Genomic DNA, 19,108 nt, shown 5'->3' with positions numbered 1-19,108 from the left:
CCCCACAAGTTGAATAGGATTTTAGAATCAAAATGAACTCAACAGAACGGGCTTTCTATGGATCGCAGCATAATAATCGCTTTCGCATTTGTTATATCGAATTCACGTTAATCTAGTAAATTTCCCATTTCTAGGAAAGAAACATTTGTAAATGAATTGAGTTCGATGAGTCGTTTCATTTTTTCCGTACAAAATATCCACCCGGGAAATTCTAAAATTCCGAAGATGTTTGATCCATGTAGATCATTCTTATGTACGAAAATTCCTTTTCTTGGAATTCGTGAAATTTTAACTTTTTTTAATTCTATTGTTTGTGAATCCCGTAATGATTCATTTTTTTCTATTCCATTGACTTTATAATAAAACCCATCTTCATCTTGAATCTGATCTACCGTAGAATATTGTATGTTAAAATGAACCCAAGTAGTAACCCAAAGATCGAACAATCTAGGTCCTCGGTAGGGCATATTGACATATTTGATCCTTTTGCGTTTTAAGTTGTTTTCCAAAATCTCCACGGGTGCCGGTCCAAAACCTAGGATTTTTTCCGAATAAAAAAAATCACAGACTCTTTCGGTGATGATAATATTATCGTCGAACCCCGGCCAAGTAAAATCCCCAATCAAATCGGAGCCAGGCTGCCAAATAAAGACAAGAGGTTTAATTCGTTTAGAATCTTGTGGTTCCGGGTATTCATAGTTAATTCTGCTTGCTTTCGCATAAAGATCATTAAACGGTTCTGTAAAGCGGTATAATTTCTCAGAATACATCTAATATTATAAATTATTTAACTGATTGTTTTAAGGAGAATATAGTAGAAACTTCGGAGTTAATATAATAGAGTTGTTGAAAAATTAATTCTCCATTTGTGTCCGTTGCATTGAAATGGATCATTGAAACAGTTTTGCTAATATCTATTATAGAGTTTTCAACAAATCTATTATTTTCTAACTTAGAATGACCGATTCCTACTTGGTGTAATTTGTTTTGATTGATTGTTTCGTTTTTAATTACGGATAACGTATATTGTATTGGAACGATCTGTTGTTTTTAAGGGATTCATTTTTTATATTCGTATTACCGGATAGATTTTTTATTTTTTGATTTCTATAAAATTAAACAATGTAAATTTTTATTGTAAAGTTCTATTTCAACACAAATATTTGAGTACTTAATTATATAGTTTGAATAATAAAATCCTATTTCAAAAAAAGAAAAAACAGATTGAAATTGATACAATAGAGTTATTGAGAAATTCCTTATCTACTATTGCTGATCTCTATAAAATGGAGTACCGTTAATTTTATCACAAAACACTGATTCCATGCAAAATATTAGGTACTTTATTATATAGTTATGAGTAGGAAAACAGAATTATCTGTTTTTTTAATGAAAAAGAAACGGGAGAAAATTAATTTTTTAATAACTTGAATGAAAAAATAATCATTTGAGGTTTTCTGTTTTATCGGACTTTCATTTTGGATAAAATTAAAATTTTGGAAACATCAATCTTTTAATTTCAAGAACTTTGTAAAAGATGGATTTGTTTTAGATGCTTTCGTTTTGGGTAAGAGTGGGTTTTTGAGAGTTTATTTCGGATTTTAAAATTTCAGGATAATTTTTTAAATTTCATCCTCGAGGTTTGTGTCTTTTATTCAGAGCTATCTAATAAAGTATCAAACGCCACTTTGTGATAAACATTTAGGTATTCAATTTTGTTGGAATGAGTAAAGTTATGATTATAGCGTGGTTTACTTTGAGGTTTTTCTGATTGCTTGTCTAAGAATTGAATAAAAGTTGGAAAGAGGTATGAACAGCATTGCGGAAGTTCAGAAAGAAATTATATCCGAATTTTCGGAATGTACAGATTGGCAAGAAAGGTATCAGCTCCTAATTGAAATGGGGGATCAACTTGGATCGATTTCCGATTCTGAAAAAACTATAGAACGTTTAGTTCCAGGTTGTCAGTCTAGAGTTTGGATCGTATCCGAAGAAAAGAACGGTAAGATAAATTTTCAAGCAGATAGTGATTCTGCAATTACACGTGGGATGATTGCTCTTCTGATTCGAGTATTTTCAGGACGCACACGAGATGAAATTAAAAACGCTTCTCTTGAGTTTTTAAAAGAGATTGGTTTAGACAAACATCTATCTATGTCCAGGAGAAACGGTCTTTATTCTATGGTAAATATTTTGAGGAATAGTTGAACAGAAGAAGAACTTTGCTTAACAATTTAAAACTTTCGCGATCGTCGAGGTGTTGCAAGTTTCTGTATTCGCTTAACAAATTTCGGACCGTCTAAGTCCGAAGATTGATGTTTAAGTTCAACCTAAAAGAACTGCTCCCAGTCCTATCATAAAGAAGAATACGCCAATCACAAAGGGAATCGTTCTGAGTTCCCAATCGTTCACCGGCGATAGCCATTGTCCAATGCCTAGAATAAAACTTCCCAGTCCGATTCCAATAAACACAGTGCCGATCGGTTTTACGATCGTTCCGGATATAAAAAAGAAGATAAAAAATAATACGAACGAAGAGAGCATAACGATATTGCCGCTCTTAGTAAAATGTCGCTCCATCGTTATACGCGTATAAGAAGCAAGAATCGTTTGAATTTTTATCGTATCATCTTTTGTTCCCCGGATTTTACCGCCGATAAAAAAGATTCCGATAGAAAGCAGGAAAAGAGTAATCAGCGAAAGCGCCCACGTTAGGCCCCATGTATTCTGAAAATCTGTTATAAATCCTTGATTCGGATCCGATGGTTTGTAGGTGACGTCGATGGCATCATGGATTTGCCATTTTTTTCTATTGCTGCCTAAACCTCGAATGGTATATTTTTTTCCATCGGGAGTAGAAAATCGAACTAATGGAGAATAGTTTATTCGGTGGGACTTTACTTCTCTTTCTTCTGTATAATCGATCAGAATTCCTTTCGCTGTGACGGCATCTTTTAGTTCGTTGTATCGATTTATTCCGATCTGGATCGTTAGAATCAATCCGCCGATACTGAGGATGAAACCACCGATTCCCATTCCCCATTCTAAACCTTTAAACTTGCCCACGATCAAACCTGTGAGAATTCCAAACAAAACGAATAGACATATAAAAACGAGCATATGTTATAGTTCCTCCGAATTTTTTAGAATCAAATCAAAAAATTATCAGCTTAAAAGTTTAAATTACTTCTGGTTTGTCTGATAATTCGTTTGGATTTTGTTCTACAGAAGGAAAATATTTTTGAAGGAGAAGTGTAAATTCCTCAATTGCAAAAAGAATACTTTCTAGGTAATGCCCCTCTCTGAATCCGGCTTCCATTCGTTGACAAATTTCGTCTAACTTTCCTTGACCTATTTTTTTATAAATTCCTCGATCCGCTAGTAGTTCGATCTTACGGTCTATCAATTGAATATATATTAAAATTCCTGTATTTTCTTCCGTGTCCCAAATTCTTTTTTGTGAAAATAATTCTTCGGCTCTTTGTTTTGTAGTAAGTCCTTCGATTATTCTGAAAATCGAAAGACCACTTTCTAAAATGACTTTGATTTCACCTTTATGGAGAATTTCCGATTTGGAAACCGCAGATTCTATTTTTTCTAAATCTTCTGTGCTAAAATATTTTTTAAAACGATAGGACTTGGGTTTACTTTGTGAAAAATAGAAAAAGGACAGAACGGATTCTAAGGTATGATTCCAAATTCTTAGAATGGTGGCTTTTTTGTTTGTATATTGATTTATCATAATATTAAATATTCTTTACCAACTTCCCGAAGCCCCTCCGCCCCCCGAACTACCTCCACCACCACTCCAGGAACTTCCTCCGCTTGAACTTGAACCGCTACTTCCCCAAGAGGAACGGGAAGAAGAACCGGAGGATGAAGTTCCGGTGCCGAATAGAATGTAATCCCAAAAAGATTTCCGTCGTATTTTATCTCTTAGATATCCCATGATTAAAAAGAAAAGAATTAATGGGATTCCTAATATCATAGATTCTGATATAAGTCCTCTAAAAATTCCGAATCCTACTAATCCAATTGTGCTAACGATTCCCAATATAATAAAGACGGCGATTATAATATAATCCCAAAAAGATTTCCGTTGTATTTTTTTTCTTAGATACCCTGTCATTAAAAAGAAAAAGATCAATAAAATTAAAATACTAATTCCTAATATTGTAGATTCTGATATGAGTCCTCTAAAAATTCCGAATCCTATCAATCCAATTGTACTAACGATTCCTAATATAATAAAAACGGCGATTATAATATAATCCCAATTTGTGGGCGTTATAAAAGATTTTCGTCGTATTCGTATTTTCTTTCTTAAATGCGATGCCATTAAAAAGAAAAAGATCAATGGAAAGAAAATGATAACTAACAATATTATGGATTCTAACATTAGTATTAAAAAAAATCCGCCACCTATCAATACAATTGTACCAAAGATTCCAGATGTAATAAAGATGGTGATTATAAGAATGACCAATATAAGAGAGGGAAAGATATACATTGAATATTTATTGATTACTTCAAAAAATTTTGGAATTTTATTTGTTTCCGGTAATTCCTCTCCGTCGATTTTCAAAATGAGCGTGTCGATTCCGTCTGAAACTCCTTGGAAGTAATCTCCGTTTTTAAAATGAGGAATCATAAATTCTTCTATGATTCTTTTTGCAATTGCGTCGGGTATAGTTCCTTCCAGTCCGTAACCAACTTCTATTTTCGTTTTATGGTCTTGGATTGCTACTACGATTAGTATTCCATCGTCGATTCCTTTACGACCTAATTTAGTTTTTTCGAATACTTTGAGTGCGTATTCTTCTATGCTCCATTCACCCGTAGAACCTACGATCAATACTGCGATTTGACTTCCTTTTTTTGTTTCAAATGAAATTAATCTGTTTGTGAGTTGAACCTTTTGTTCTTTTGTTAGAGTGAAAGTCGCATCCGTAACCGGAGAGTGTAGTAGGGGAATGATTTGATCTTCTGCTTTCCATTCTTCTATGATAAAAGTGGAATGTGAATTTCCAATTTTTAAATGAATTCCTGCTGTACATACTAAAAGACATACAGAGAATAAAATTTTTATAGTTACCGATTGGATCATTCGAGCTTTTAAAAGATTCATTTTTTATGCTGTTATATTTGATTGAGATGAATCATCTAGATTCAATTTTGATGATAGGTTTTATTAAACATTCTATTTGAGATAAAATAGAATTTAAATTTTCTTGTGTTTTAAAAAAGTAGAAAGTGAAAGTAGGTAAGTGCTTAAGAATATTCAATTTTTTTAAAATTTAACTTCAGGCGGTTTAGAAATTTCTTTTTCGTTTTCTACACTAAAAGAAGGTTTGGTTTCGAATCCGAAAAACTTTGCAGTTAAATTATTTGGAAATTTTCGAATTGTAACGTTGTATTTTTGTACCGCTTGAATATATCTGTTTCTGGCTACGGTAATTCTGTTTTCGGTTCCTTCTAGTTGAGCTTGTAGATCTCTAAAGTTTTCGTTGGATTTTAATTCGGGATAATTTTCTGCAATTACAAGTAGTTTAGAAAGTGCGGAAGTCATCTGTGCTTGCGCTTGTGAATATTTTTTAAAAAGTTCGGGATTATTTAAAGTTTTTTCATCTGCTTGAATGGAACCTACTCCCGCTCTGGCTTTTGTTACTGCGATCAATACTTTTTCTTCTTGGGTTGCATAACCTTTTACTGTGTTAACCAGATTTGGAATTAGATCCGATCTCCTCTGGTATTGATTGAGTATTTCCGCCCAAGATGCGTTGATCGCCTCATCTTCTTCTTGAATTGTATTATAACCGCAATTGGAGAAAACCAAAAGAGTCAGAGTCGTTATCAAAAACAATTTGAAATCAATTTTAGTTTTCAAAAAATTTCTTTCTCCTAATCAGGATGGATTTTTTTTATTTTTATACTAAGACGTAAATCAAATTTTTTAAAACGGAAAATCTTCTTCTATATCCGTAAAATCGTTTCCGTCTGTTACTGTTATGACTGAACTTCCTTCTGATTTTTTTTCAAGATTTGGTTCAGAAAGACTTAGAGAAAGATAATTCTTTCCAGTTGCTGACTTGCGAATCCATCCGGCAAGTCGATACGTTTTGCCTTCGAGAAGCACCTTACCGGTGTAATCTGGTTGAGTTTCTTTTTCTTTAGCTGCGTTGCTAAAGAGACTTCCTTTTTTTTCTTTGAGTGTGTATTCTGCCATTTTTTTATCCTCCTATTGTTTGTTTAGGCCGCTTCTGTTTGGTTTGGAAGTTTTTCTTTTTCTAAGGCTCTTTTGCGGATTTCTTCGATCAGTTGATCAGCGAGTATCTCCGCTAGTATTTCGATTCTTTCGTTCATCCATTCTGTAGTTATGGTTTGCATGTTATTTACCTCTCAATCTGAGTTTGAGAATACTGCTTACCCCGGACAAAAAACATAAGTGAGAGTATTTTTTTTTAATAACGTGAGTTGGGCGTAAAGAATTCATGATTCTGAAAAAAAATTGGAATCTGAACTTTATAGATCGATTTTTTAAATGTGGGAACTCCCACAAGTCTGGGTTTTACAGACTAACTTTGAAACTGTGGGAACTACTACTACGAAAATTTAACGATATTAGAAACTGCTTGTAAACTCGTAAATTACCAAATACGACGTTTGTGTAGGAACTACTGTATTTTATTAAGAACTTGTCCCAAAACTTCAAGATGTGGGACTCACACAAAAATTTAACAATATTAGAATTACTTGAAAGTTCGCAAATTAGCAAATGTGACGGTTTTTGTAGGAACTATTGTGTTTTATTAAAAATTTCTAAAGAACTATCATGTAAATTCTTTAAGGTTTTGGGACAAGTTTTAAAAATTTTAAAAAAATTGCCGTTTAATTAAATTCTTATCAGTTTATGAATTTTTACTTCTGAAACACTCTTGTATGAGTTCCCACATTCTAAGATTTTAAGATAAAACCTGAATTCTATATAGGATTCGGAAATTTTTCGAAATTTTAAAATTAGGTCGTAAGACCGGACCAATAGTAATGATTGCTAATTACTCAAGGAGCGTTGTTCTATAGGTCATTGTGTTCAATTTGAATTATAGTTGTATCCTTTATGCAGAAAAACTTTAAATGTGGGAACTCCCACAAATCTGGGTTTAACAGATTAACTTTGAAACTGTGGGAACTACTACTTTTTCGAGTTCGAAAAAATCTAGTCTAAACTTGGGAATTCTCGCAGATACATTTAGTTTTTTTGAATTAAAGATCCAGGACTTGTAAATTTTCTAAACCCAATCTGAGTTTTAAAAAAAGTTCCAATCGTTTTCTTTCAACACTTCCAACCTGATGTTTCCATTTGACTAGTACTGTTACTTCTTTCGAAGAAGAAAAATCTTGAACGTTTTGGACTAAAAAATCTCCCAAGGAAAACGAATCAACAGAAGGAAACAAAACGTTGATTTCCTTGGCAACGGATTGAGCCAGATGATCCTTATCTTTTAAAATTCTAAGTTCGTTTTCTAAAAGATGAATTTTTTCTTCCTGAATTTTAGAACCGGCTTCGTTTTGAAAAGAAAAACCTGACTGTTGATTTAATTGAGAGCTGTCTCTATAGGATTGAATGACTTTTAATTCCGTATCTTCCAGGCCGTATTTAGGAAGAATCGTTTTTAACTGGGAAAGAACGTCTTCGGACAAGGTTTCTCCGATCATAGTAACTTCTATCTTTTTTTCACCACCTTTCCTAACAATATTAGCAGATAGAATTTTACTTTTTTCGAATGTGAATTGATTTTCGAGATAACTTTTGGCGTTTCGTTTAAAAGCAGAATCGACTACGATGTCGTAGGCAAAGTAAATGCTAGGAAGAATTAAACAAACGGACAATAAATACACATAACGATAAATCTTTTTATCAACGGCCGGGTCCGTATAAACGGTACGCTGAAATTTCAGATAACGTACGAAAATCAAAGTACTGATACCTATAAAAACGCTGTTGATCAAATAGAGATAAAAAGCACCTAAGAAAAATTTAAAATTCCAATTGGCCAATCCATAACCAGCAGTACAAAGAGGTGGCATCAAAGCGGTCGCGATCGCCACTCCTGGAATTGCGTTTGAGATTTTGTCTTTTCTGGAACCGGCTACAATTCCGGTGGCCCCACCTATAAAAGCAATTAACACGTCGTAGATGGTAGGAGAAGTTCTGGCCAGAAGCTCTGATTGAGCGTCAGAAAGAGGTGAAATCAAAAAGTAAAGAGCAGATGTAAAAAGACTTAAGAATGTCATTACCGCAAGATTGCGAAGTGATTTTTTCAAAAGTTCAAAATCATAAATTCCTAAAGCAAGTCCTGCGCCCATAATCGGACCCATCAAAGGAGAAATAAGCATCGCACCAATGATAACTGCGGTGGAATTAATATTGAGACCGATAGAAGCGATAAAAATCGCAAAAATCAAAGTCCATAAAGCAGAGCCAGAAAAATTGACTCCTCGTTTAATCGATTCTATAGTTCCTGTTTCGTCCGTATCGTTTCTGATATGAAGCAAAGGATTTATAAATTCAAACAAGGGAGCCAATAAATCCCAAAAGTTAGGCTCTGGATTATGAGAAGATTTTTTTTGCATAAAATTTTTCTCCTATAAAACTGACGAAGACATTTGACAGATGTTAGATCTTATTTTGATTTCACACAAGATTTTTTAGAATGGAATCGGATCTACAAAGTCTAAAATGTTTTAGTCTGTAAAATCCTAGATTTGTAATAGTTTTACATCCAATTTTTTTATAAGAAAATTACACTGATCAAACTCAAAAATTAAGTCTCTTTTCTTTTTTTAACCGTGTTCCGATAGTAAGAACATGGAATCTAAACCCAAAGAATTTAAACCAACCTGGAATTTGCAAAACGGAAAGATGATTCTCCCTTATGTACTTCTTTTTGCGGGAATCATATTAACTCTTTCTTTGGGTTCTTTCGACGCTGGAGAACGCGGCGTAGAATATAATTTTTTCGGAAGACTTGGATATTATATTTCTTATGGAATGTTTTTTATGTTCGGAGCAGCGTCGTTCTTGCCTGGACTTTTTACAATTGGTTTAGGATCTCTTCGACTTGTTAAAGAAGAATTTGAACTTACGAACAGACTATTTTCTATTCCTGTTTTTTTATTATGTTATACGGTAACCCTTCAAGTAACGGGACACGTTTCAACTATTCCCTTTGCTTCTCAAGGAGGTTTTGTAGGACAATTATTATCTTCTGGTTTAGAATTTGTATTCGGCTCCACCGGAAAAATTTTAATTCATCTAGTATTTTATTTTTACGGTTTAATATTATTGTTAAACGAATCTCCGCTTCATTTTATCGGAAGGATTCTTGGAACCGCTGGTGCAAAATATAAAGAAGGATTTAAATCTGGATTTGGAAAACGGGGAGAAAGCTTAGGTTCACTTTTTCAATCTGCAGTGGAAAAATTTCAAAAAAAAGAATCCGTTCCACCTTGGATTTCCACGAACACAAATGAAAAAAATTCTTTAAATCAATCCTACAGTTTGTCCAATCCACACACACATTCTTACGAACGAAACCTTGGAAACAAACAACCTTCTGAGTTACAAAACACTCTCCATTCTACTTTTGGAAAGGAAGGAAAACTTTCGGACTTTTTGTCTAAAGTGGACACCGGTCCGACGGTAACTTCTAAAAACTCTCGGATTCGTTTTCAAAATCACGGTGCTTTTTCCGGAAACTTTGAGGAACAAGGAAAGGTATTTCGTTTTGAATCGGTTTCTTCTTCCCTTTCTGAAAAAATTAGAGAAGAAAAAAATTTTCAAAAAACGCCTTCTCGTTGGGAGATTCTAGATTTTAGAACTTCTAGTTTTTCTAATATTATTTCTGAAAAAGAGCCTTCAGTTACGTTAGTCGTTCCTTCTGAATCGGAAATAAAAAAAGAATGGAATCAGACTAATCCTATATTACAATCAGAAGAAATACCGGATAAGTTTTTGTTCGAAGAAAAAGAAAAGGTCGAGCAAACAGATTCTGGACTCGAAAACGAATGTTATGAGGAAGAAAGTGTGGATTCTGAAGAGAACCTCTCGGAAGAAGAAACTTTAAGTTCTGAAACTTCTACTGAAAAAGATATTTCTGAAAATTTTAAAACTTCTACAATTTCAAATTCTAAAGAAGTTTCTCCAAACCATACTTCTAATTCTTCTATACACTCTTTAGAAAAATCCGAAGAGAAGTTAGAATTGGGTTTACCTTTTCCTCCAACTACATTGGTTCCAGAGGTAAAATCAAAACGTTCTATCTATCACGTTCCTCTTAAAAGTTTAAAAACGACTACAACAAAAATTCAAGATCCTTTGTTTAAAATTGAAGCAGACAAAGTAGCTCGTAAGATAGAAGAGATCATTCGTCAATATGGTTATGAATCTCAAGTCGTTTCTATGGAAAGAGGACCGATCATTACTCGTTACGAGCTCACTCCACCTTTAGGAGTCAAATTGGGAAGGATTACTTCTCTTTCGGATGAACTTCGTTTATATCTAGCGGTAAAAAATATTCGAATCGTAGCGCCAATTCCGGGTAAGTCTACGATTGGAATTGAAGTTCCCAACAGTATCAGAGAAGACGTATTCTTAGGAGATATTCTTCATCAAAACCTAAGTCTTCGTCCTAAAAAAGATTTATCCATTTTAATCGGAAAAGATATATCCGGTAAGTTAGTCGGAATCGATTTGAATAAACTCCCTCATTTGCTTGTCGCGGGAACTACTGGTTCAGGTAAATCGGTTTGTTTAAATTCTATGATTTCTTCTTTGGTGGTACATCTTTCTCCCGAAGAAGTTCGTTTTATCATGATCGATCCTAAAATGGTGGAACTCACGTTATACGAAGACATTCCTCATTTGTTAATGCCCGTGATCACCGATCCTAAAAAGGCGACTCGCGCATTAGCTTGGGCCATTCAAGAAATGGAAGCAAGGTATCATTCTGTTTCCAAACTCAAGTGTAGAGATTTTAAAACGTATAACGAAAAGGTGGAGCAGGGTGCTCACAGAGACGGATATAAAAAGATGCCTTATATAGTCATTTTTATAGACGAGCTTGCAGATCTGATGATGGTTTCTGGTAAGGATTTAGAGGACGCGATCACTCGGATTACTCAAAAGTCAAGAGCGGTTGGAATTCATTTGATTATGGCAACACAACGTCCTTCTGTGGATGTGATTACAGGTTTGATCAAGGCGAATTGTCCTGCTCGTATGGCGTTTCACGTGGCTCAGAAAACGGATTCTAAAATTATATTAGATCAAAACGGGGCGGAATCTCTATTAGGAAAAGGTGATTTTCTTTATAAGTCTCCGACTGCAGCGGATCTAATTCGAATTCAATCTCCTTATGTATCAGAAGAAGAGATCGAAAAAATTGTAGAAGAAGCGCGTAAATTTGGCAAACCTTCTTACGTAGATTTCAATTTAGATGAAGAAACCGAAAGTTCTGTAGTAGACGAAGGAGACGAGGAACTTTTTGAGCAGGCTTGGGAAATCGTTAGAACCGATCGAAAGGCTTCTGCGAGTTATTTACAAAGAAGAATGCGAATTGGTTATAATAAAGCGGCTCGTTTGATGGAGTTGATGGAAGAAAGAGGTTACGTCAGTCCTCAGATTGGATCTAAAGGAAGAGAAATATTAAAATAACTTGATATTCTAAAGAATCTATGGATCAATCAAATCGTATGCGAATTTTATGATCCTAAAGCCGCTTGAACTTAAGAGCCTGCTCCAAAACCTCAAAGAATTTGTGTGGTAGTTTTTTAGAAATTCTTAATAAAACAACGTGAGTTCCTACAAAAACCGTCACATTTGCGAACTTTCAAGTAATTCTAATATTGTTAAATTTTTGTGTGAGTTCCCACATTTTGTGAAACTTAAGCAAACACCTCCTAAACTCAATGCATCGCTTCTATGGTCGCTCTGCAGGTCCATGTTCTGAAAAAAGTTGGAATCTGGACTTTACAGATCGATTCTTTTAATGTGGGAACTACCACTCATTTTCATTTAGAATTTAGACAATTCTCGCTGGCCTAAGTTTGAGAAATTACATAGATTATCCAAAACAATCTTAGAACTATTACAAAAATCAAATTCTAAAAAAGATAAACGGTTTCTAAGCGACGTAATTTGTGGGAGTTCCTACAATTTATAAAATAGAAGTTTATAACAATTGAATCTGTAGTATTCAAGTGTGGGAACTCATACAAAACTTAGGTTTGTCTGTAAAATGATGTGGGAACTCATACAAATCACGATTTTACAAACAAATTCTAAAATTGTAGGAACTACTACTTTTAGAAAATTTTTTTCTTAAGCCGAATTCACGTTAAAATAGAATTTCAATTTTGATGATGATCGCAAAACGGCAAAAATCTGATTGGATGATGATTTTTTTTATATTTCCTAGTAGTTCCCACAATTTTCAAAGTTTAACTGTAAATTCACGATTTGTGAGAGTTCCCGCATCTATTTTTTTTACGAAAAAATTGACCTAGGATAAAACGGATTTTTTACGCCGTACTCACGTTAACATAATCATTGTTTTTATATTACTCGGAAGTATATAATAAAGCACTCAATTCAATAGTTTACACTTTAATCCGATAGAGTTGTTGAAAAATTAATTCACCATCGGTTTCCGTTGTATGGAAACTGTAGATTGAAGTAGTTTTGTTAAACTCCACTATAAAATTTTTCAACAACTCTATTTTCATTTATTTCGGTTTCATTGAAGTGGGCAATTGAAGCAGATTCGTTCAGATCGACTATTCAATTTTTCAATAACTCTAATATTCAGAGTAAGAAAATCTGATCGAATCTAACGTTGCCGGGCCGCGTATAGTCAATGAATTGTATGAAAGAAACTTAATATAATATCTTTAGTTTCAATTTAGAACGCGATTTGTCGAACGACCTAGAAAACTCAGAGAATGTCTCTTTTAAGGATCATTTAGAGAGTGAGACGCTGAGTTTTTTGAGCGACCAATAGAAACGAGACACTGAGTTTGAGAAAGCGTTTTGCTGAGTTCCCCTGCGCTTCAATCGCTTTTGCATTGGATTCTATCAAATTTACGTGAAATGGCACTTTGGGATAAACATTTAGGTACTCAATTTGATAAAGATGAGTAGTTATATCAAACCTACGTTAAAATAGGCTCAGTAAAATTTTATAAAGTCTAAAAAAAATTGTCCAATCTAAATCGTTGTTTGGAAAAGATTGTCTAATTAAAAATTCAATTTATATTATAAGTAGAACAAGACTATGAGCGATCCTTGGACAGACAGATGGAATGAAAGATATAATAAAGAAGAGTTTGCTTTTGGCGAACAGCCAAATGAATATTTAAAAGAACAATTAGAAAAACTAAAAATAGGAACAATACTTTTTCCAGCAGAGGGAGAAGGGCGTAACGCAGTTTTTGCGGCTAAACTTGGTTGGAACGTTTCTGCGTTTGACATCAGTATAGAAGGAAAAAAGAAAGCATTTCGACTTGCAGAAGCTAATCAAGTGAAAATAGATTATCAAGTTGGTGAGTTACAAACATTGGATTATCGCTCTGAACAATTTGACGCAATCGCATTGATTTATGCGCATTTCCCGGCAGAAATTAAGTCATACTATCATAAGACTTTGAGCCAATATTTACGAAAAGACGGATTGGTGATCTTGGAAGCGTTTAGTAAAAAACACATCCATTACGTTTTGAAGAACGAAAAAGTGGGCGGACCGAGAGAGTTAGAAATGTTGTTTTCAATAGATGAAATAAAATCCGACTTTGAGAATTATGAAATTATAGAGTTAGAGGAAAAGGAAATAGAATTGAAGGAAGGTTTGTTTCATAACGGAAATGGTTCTGTAATCAGATTTGTAGGACGAAAGAGATAAAATCTAATTTTTGACGCGAGTTCAACTTGGGATTATATTTCAAAAATACGTCTTTAAAATTTAAACACACTAGTCCGATTCAAAATAGAAATTCATTTTAAACTTAGAACTTGTCTTAAAATTTTTAAGACGTAAATGAACGAGAACTTGATGTAAGAGATTCGTTTTATAAAAACCTGATTTTTTCGTAAAAATAAATGTTGGAATTCCCTGAACTCTAATCACAAAAATGAATGTTTAAAAATTTATAATGGAACTTGATTTGTGGGAACTCTCACAAATCTATATTTTACGTTAAAACTTTAAAATGTGGGAACTCCAATGTTTTTAGTATTTAGAAACTAAAAAATTAGGATCAATTATTTTTATAAATGAATGTAGGAATTCTTACTTAAAAAAAATTCTGATTCCTTTTAAGTCGAACTCGACTTAAATTATACTCCTTTAAAAATTTCTAATAAAATAAACGTAGGAATTCTGCAGATTAGGTTTCCAACTGGCGGTTTAGTTTGTAAATTTCCCAGTAGTTCTCCGTTATCAAATTTTCGTATGAATTCCTACATCTTCGGGTTTTGAGACAAATTTTAAAAATATTAAAGAATAATCTTGAATTTGACAATTTGGATTTAAAATATTCTAAATTTCTAATGTTTTAAATCCAAATTTTAAATGTTGGATGTATTTTCTTTTTTCCAGAGTTTCCATTTTAGTATAAAAAATGCACCTACTAAAATGATTATAATAGAAACTAATTGGGATTGGGAAAAACCATGCCAGTAATACTGAGTTAAAAATTCAGGATTTTGTTCTGCGTTCGGAATGTTTACGAATGCAGGTGGGTCCATCAAAGGAAATACTGCTTTATTAACTCTTAAAAATTCCACAAGCAATCTTGCAAAACCGTGTAAGACCAAATATTGGGCTCCAATGGAAAACTTTTTAAAGTTTTGATTTCTCGCCCAAAACTGAAAATAAAAAAAGAACAAAAATGAAATGATCGATTCGATCAATGGAGTATTCCAAACGGGTACACCGGAGGGATGAGCTCCATGATAATTAAAAACTAAAAGTGGAATTTCAACATTGGTTGCAAAACCGTAACATCCGTCACCAGAAACCCAACAACCCAATCTTCCAATTGCGTAACCGATCGCCATACTTGGAACCGCAGCGTCTAAGTAGGATGCAATGTCTAGTTGAAAGTATTTCATATAAAGAGTGATAAAGAGAATTCCGAATAAAAATCCTCCGTAAAATACGAGTCCACTTCCTGAAAACAAATTGTCCCAAAGAGACATTCTTCCAGGAAAACCATACCAATGAGTGAGTGGATAAATATACTTCCCATCAAAGCCGGGTGTCTCTACAAAGATCTGATCCCAAATTTCAAAGACGAAAAAGATTTTAGCTCCTACTAAGGTGCCTAAGATTCCTAAAAGAAGTAACCAATCAGAATGTTCTGGTTCTAACTTCCTACGTTTTAACTCTTTAGGAAGAAGATAAGATGCGGTTAAAAAACCGATCATCATTAGGATGCTAAATGTGGACGGTCCGTCCCATTCCCTATTGAATAAGAATTTGAATAAAGGGTTGAGAAACGGTACTGGGATTCTGTCAATCATAGTGTAACCAATACTCTCGATTGCTGGAATGGATCAATCCATAATCCTTTTTTGAATACCATAGATGATCAATTCAAATCAGAAAATTTAAGTGGTTTGTTTGGTTTCAAGGTATGAGTTCCCAGATTTTACTTTTGCGGAACGAAAAGAACCCAGATTCGTTTTACTGGTAGAATCAAGTTTCAGATAAAATTTATTCTAATCTTTCTGTAACTGTAGGAACTCTTACGAATTGAGATTTTACGGACTAACTTTGTAACTGTAGAAGCTCTCACAAACTGAGATTTTATAAACTAATTTTGAAATTGTGGGAACTCTCACAAACTGAGATTTTACAAACTAATTTTGAAATTGTGGGAGCTCACGACATAGTTCTTTGAAAAGATTGTTGCTAGATTCTATTCTATATTGATAAATTCGGCCGGATCTAAAGGAGGATCTTGACCGATATGAACCTCGTAATGAACGTGTGGACCTGTGGCTTTGCCTGTCGAGCCAACTAGACCGATCAGATCTCCACGTTTGACGATCTGATTTTTTTCTACTAGAATCTGAGAACAGTGTCCGTAAACCGTAAAAATACCATTTAAGTGATTGATCTTAATATTCCTACCTAAACCACCTGAAGATTGGCCAGACTCTACAACCACTCCGGGAGCGGTCGCATAAATAGGAGTTCCTTCTGCAGAAGCAAAATCAACTCCGGAGTGATGTTCTCCTAATATGACCAAACCAAAAGGATCCACTCTACCACCAAACGTAGAAGATACGAAACCTACTCCCGGTTTGAGTGGACGACCTCTAGGAAGAGCGTATAAAATAGATTCTCTTTCTTCGAGATAATCGAATGCGTTTTCAAACGCTTGGCGAATCCGAAATAGTTCAATGTTCTGAACCGCAAAACCTTCTACCGTATTTTTATAAAGTTCTAGATTGGTTTCAGAATCCGGAATTTCCTTTTTGAGATGAAATTCTGGGATAACTTCATATGTCAGAATCCGTTTCCAAGGAACCTCGTCCCAAGCGACTAGATTGAGCTGTTCGGTTTTTCTTTCTAAACCACGAATTTCCTTTTTAGCGTCTTGAAGGAGCATATCGTAGTAAAGATATTGACTGACGTTCTCGTCGCTTTTTTGAAACAAGTCTTGATCGGGACGGTAGAAAAAATTCAAATAAGAGAGAAAGAGGAACGCTAAGATCAGAATCAGTCCCGAAAGAATTCCGAGAAACCAAGCCATAAAAACGTTAAGTTCGATGGTGATCACGTTTTCATGACTGTGAGGAACGAGTAAAAAAGAGATCTTCTTAGAACCAGACTCTTTGAATTTCCGAAATCTGTTTTTGAATTTGAGAATTTTGACTTGCAGACGTTCGGAATGGGTCAATTTGAGATCATACTTTGCCGGACTTATCATAGATTTTTACTTGCAGGTAGGGGGATCGAAGGGATTATAGACCCATTCTTTATATGAAATTCCTGTCCAATCTGTTCAAGAAAAAAATAGGATCAGTTGAGGATATTCTCTCGCACCCGGACGGTAAACGTTATTATCGGGATGCTCATCTGATCCGTAAAAACATGATAGATGAGGACGCGGTCAAAATCATCCATAGGCTGAATAAATTTGGTTTTAAGGCTTATATCGTAGGGGGGGGGGTTCGAGATCTTCTTCTCGGAAGAAAACCGAAGGATTTCGATGTTGTCACTAACGCGACCCCGAATCAGATCAAAAAGATCTTCAATAATTGTAGAATCATCGGAAGAAGATTCAAAATTGTGCATATACTTTTCCGTGGGAAAGTAATCGAAGTCAGTACCTTTCGTTCCTTGCCTGATTATAGATTGGGAAAAGCTGTAGAGGATCAAGATTATCTAATCAAGAGAGATAATAAATTTGGCACACCTCAGGAAGACGCGGCTCGCAGAGACTTTACAATCAATTCTTTATATTATGACGTAAGAAACGACTCCATAATAGACTATGTAGGCGGCTTTGAGGATATTCGAAATAAAGTATTAAGAGTGATCGGAGATCCGGATATTTCTTTTCGAGAAGATCCTGTGAGGATGTTACGGGCTGTAAAGTTTGCAGAAATTTTAGGACTCAATATTGAAAAGACAACCGCCAAGGCGATTCGTAAACATAAGACAGAATTAGAAAAAGCTTCTAGTTCCAGAATGTTAGAAGAATACAATAAGATCTTTCGCACTTGGAAAACTTCCTTGATTTTTCAAGGAATGGCGGAACACGGAATTTTAGAAGTTCTTTTTAAAGAAGCCTTTGATAAGGAAAGAAAAAAGAATTCCAATTTTGGTGAGAAATTTTTAGAAACCAATATCGGAAAACGACTCGCGATTGCGGATAAGTTACTGACTGAAAGGGAGGAGATGACTCCTCATATATTTTATTCTTTAATTTTTTCAGATCTCGCTTCGGAAGCATTACAAAAAGAGAATATGCATTTGGTTCCAGCGATCAAAAATAGTTTGGAACTGATTTTTAGACGACTGGAAACTCCTAAAAAAGATAAAGATCGTTTAATTAAGATTTTTGCAAGTCAACAGAGATTTTTAAGTACAGAAGACGAAAAGTCTTCTCAAAATAATTTCTTTCGGATGAAGGATTATTTTTACGATGCCTTTATGGTATTTAAAATTGGAGCGATCGCGGAAAACGATGAAAAGGCGATTCAGAGCGCGTTTTTCTGGGAAATTTCTGTGAGAAAAAGACCAACTCCCGTAAAAAAATTCAACGGGGCTCGCCCTAATAAAAGTAGAAATCGAAATTTTCAGAAAAATCGGGAAGAAGATCGTTCCAATCGAAGGGAAGAAACTCAAAGTTCTTCTGAATCGGAAAAACAGAATCGCAAAAATCAGAAGGAAAATTCTCAAGAAGATTTTTCTTCTGAAGATTCAGGAAATGAATTTTAGTTAACTTCTATAAAATCAGTCCACCCAAATCCTGCAGAGCGACCATAGAAGCGATGCATTGAGGAGACGTTTCACCATACAAGTGAAGCGAGACGTTGAGTTTTTTCGAGCGATCTAAAACGCAATCCGGAAAACTCAACGAATACCTCTCTAAGAATCCGTATTCAGGAATCGTTTTATTGAGTTTAAAAAGCAGGATGTTTTGTTTCCAAAAACTGTGGGAACTCTAATAGAAATTATAATAACAAAAGAATCTTAGAAAACTATAGATCATGCAATACAATGGTTCTTGTGGGAACTCCCGCATTTGATTGAAGATTCAAAAATGATTCATTTTAAGTTTTTGGTATAGATTCAAATCAAATAGTTTTTTCATTTTTGCAATGGTCGTAAAACGGCAGTTTATACAAGATTTGATTGGATGGCGTTTTGGGGATTTTATAGAAATTCTTTTCGTTAGTTAGCGCGAGTTTGGCGTAACGAATTCATGGCTCATTTTTCTAAAAAGGTTGTGATCTCGATTCCTAAATTGTGGGAACTCCCGCAAATCTGAGTTTAACAAACTAACTTTGAAACTGTGGGAACTCCCGCAAATC

The 19,108-nt window shown here is 34.4% G+C and carries 14 protein-coding genes; 4 read left to right on the top strand and 10 right to left on the bottom strand.

The window, feature by feature from the left end:
* Nucleotides 1-107: 107 nt before the first annotated feature.
* Nucleotides 108-770, bottom strand: coding sequence for a hypothetical protein (locus BW942_RS18060; protein ID WP_000286748.1), 663 nt, complete (start codon nt 768-770; stop codon nt 108-110).
* A gap of 1,039 nt (nt 771-1,809) precedes the next feature.
* Here BW942_RS18060 and BW942_RS18055 point away from each other — a divergent pair.
* Entirely contained in the window at nt 1,810-2,208 is a 399-nt protein-coding gene (locus BW942_RS18055) for a SufE family protein (protein ID WP_001084286.1), read from the top strand.
* A gap of 117 nt (nt 2,209-2,325) precedes the next feature.
* Here the strand turns inward: BW942_RS18055 and BW942_RS18050 are convergent, their stop codons facing one another.
* From BW942_RS18050 to BW942_RS18015, 7 genes are all read right to left on the bottom strand, one after another.
* Nucleotides 2,326-3,120, bottom strand: coding sequence for a DUF3592 domain-containing protein (locus BW942_RS18050; protein WP_000959866.1), 795 nt, complete (start codon nt 3,118-3,120; stop codon nt 2,326-2,328).
* Between the two features lie 58 nt (nt 3,121-3,178).
* Nucleotides 3,179-3,742 (bottom strand): TPM domain-containing protein, encoded by a 564-nt coding sequence (locus BW942_RS18045; RefSeq protein WP_000610215.1) that lies wholly within the window; start codon nt 3,740-3,742, stop codon nt 3,179-3,181.
* 15 nt (nt 3,743-3,757) lie between these two features.
* Nucleotides 3,758-5,128: a TPM domain-containing protein gene (locus BW942_RS18040; protein ID WP_001050495.1), complete on the bottom strand. Its 1,371-nt coding sequence runs from the start codon at nt 5,126-5,128 to the stop codon at nt 3,758-3,760.
* Between the two features lie 162 nt (nt 5,129-5,290).
* Nucleotides 5,291-5,887: a LemA family protein gene (locus tag BW942_RS18035; RefSeq protein ID WP_000850110.1), complete on the bottom strand. Its 597-nt coding sequence runs from the start codon at nt 5,885-5,887 to the stop codon at nt 5,291-5,293.
* 66 nt (nt 5,888-5,953) lie between these two features.
* A complete protein-coding gene (locus BW942_RS18030) occupies nt 5,954-6,226 on the bottom strand; it encodes a DUF736 family protein (protein ID WP_000852854.1) in 273 nt (90 codons plus the stop codon).
* Between the two features lie 23 nt (nt 6,227-6,249).
* Nucleotides 6,250-6,387: a hypothetical protein gene (locus tag BW942_RS18025; RefSeq protein WP_001193516.1), complete on the bottom strand. Its 138-nt coding sequence runs from the start codon at nt 6,385-6,387 to the stop codon at nt 6,250-6,252.
* An 876-nt stretch (nt 6,388-7,263) separates the two neighbouring features.
* On the bottom strand, nt 7,264-8,634 hold the full coding sequence (locus BW942_RS18015) for a DUF389 domain-containing protein (protein ID WP_001170205.1): 1,371 nt from the start codon (nt 8,632-8,634) through the stop codon (nt 7,264-7,266).
* A gap of 235 nt (nt 8,635-8,869) precedes the next feature.
* Between BW942_RS18015 and BW942_RS18010 the strand changes: the two genes are divergently transcribed.
* Both BW942_RS18010 and BW942_RS18000 read left to right on the top strand, forming a co-directional pair.
* Entirely contained in the window at nt 8,870-11,716 is a 2,847-nt protein-coding gene (locus tag BW942_RS18010; RefSeq protein ID WP_000444199.1) for an FtsK/SpoIIIE family DNA translocase, read from the top strand.
* A gap of 1,618 nt (nt 11,717-13,334) precedes the next feature.
* Entirely contained in the window at nt 13,335-13,958 is a 624-nt protein-coding gene (locus BW942_RS18000; RefSeq protein WP_001283365.1) for a class I SAM-dependent methyltransferase, read from the top strand.
* Nucleotides 13,959-14,623: 665 nt separating this feature from the next.
* Here BW942_RS18000 and BW942_RS17995 read toward each other — a convergent pair.
* The gene (locus BW942_RS17995) at nt 14,624-15,580 is read right to left on the bottom strand and encodes a prolipoprotein diacylglyceryl transferase (RefSeq protein WP_000567061.1); all 957 of its coding nucleotides are present in this window, start codon (nt 15,578-15,580) and stop codon (nt 14,624-14,626) included.
* A 398-nt stretch (nt 15,581-15,978) separates the two neighbouring features.
* Nucleotides 15,979-16,995 carry a M23 family metallopeptidase gene (locus BW942_RS17990; RefSeq protein WP_000625244.1) on the bottom strand — a complete coding sequence of 339 codons (1,017 nt, stop codon included), beginning with the start codon at nt 16,993-16,995 and terminating at the stop codon, nt 15,979-15,981.
* Between the two features lie 53 nt (nt 16,996-17,048).
* On the opposite strand from BW942_RS17990, the gene pcnB reads away from it, so the two are divergent.
* Nucleotides 17,049-18,512, top strand: coding sequence for a polynucleotide adenylyltransferase PcnB (gene pcnB / locus BW942_RS17985; protein ID WP_000670773.1), 1,464 nt, complete (start codon nt 17,049-17,051; stop codon nt 18,510-18,512).
* Nucleotides 18,513-19,108: the final 596 nt, after the last annotated feature.

Source organism: Leptospira interrogans (assembly GCF_900156205.1).
In the GTDB taxonomy this organism is placed as follows: domain Bacteria; phylum Spirochaetota; class Leptospiria; order Leptospirales; family Leptospiraceae; genus Leptospira; species Leptospira interrogans.
The sequence above is the reverse complement of the archived record's forward strand: the minus strand, read 5'-3'. Positions and strand labels throughout refer to the sequence as shown.